Annotated in this window: 2 protein-coding genes and 1 pseudogene; all 3 read left to right on the forward strand. The window is 29.5% G+C overall.

Annotation, left to right across the window (positions count from 1 at the left end):
* Positions 1–208 (forward strand): annotated as a pseudogene (locus U881_RS13385) (hypothetical protein); the annotation flags it as partial.
* A complete protein-coding gene (locus U881_RS13570) occupies positions 205–327 on the forward strand; it encodes a hypothetical protein (protein ID WP_268744161.1) in 123 nt (40 codons plus the stop codon). The pseudogene U881_RS13385 and the gene U881_RS13570, both read left to right, overlap by 4 nt.
* On the forward strand, positions 321–481 hold a 161-nt coding region (locus U881_RS11995; RefSeq protein WP_235048161.1), incomplete at its 3' end, for a DUF276 domain-containing protein. The genes U881_RS13570 and U881_RS11995, both read left to right, overlap by 7 nt.

Raw genomic sequence — 481 nt, forward strand, 5'->3', positions numbered from 1 at the left:
TTACTTACCAGAATGGGGATTCGATTATTTTTATATATTACGAATATGCAAAATTGGACAAATTGATCAAATCAAAGCTTATTTTTACATGATAGCAAATGATCTAAAAATTGATTTAACTGCTATTAAGGCAATAATACAAAATAATATATTAAACATTATATTTTACTTTCCACAAGATTCACTTAACATGGAGTTTAATTTATGAGTATTGCATTTGACTCTGATTTTGGAATTCAAAAACAAGATATCAAACAATTAGTTGTGGAGTTAGGCATGCCAATATCAAAAGCAGTGCTGGGAAAGTTAATATTTACCTTATTTTAGAAGATGAGAAGATGAATAGTGAAAAGACGCAAATCATAGATACAGCACTTAAAGCTAAGATATGGGATACGTTATATCTCACATGTCCCGTTGGTACTGTCTTTGATGGTGATATCCTTATTGATGGCCTTAATGATAACAACCAAAAAATCGA

Origin of the sequence: Borrelia persica No12, assembly GCF_000500045.1 — a bacterium.
Classification (GTDB): Bacteria; Spirochaetota; Spirochaetia; order Borreliales; family Borreliaceae; genus Borrelia; species Borrelia persica.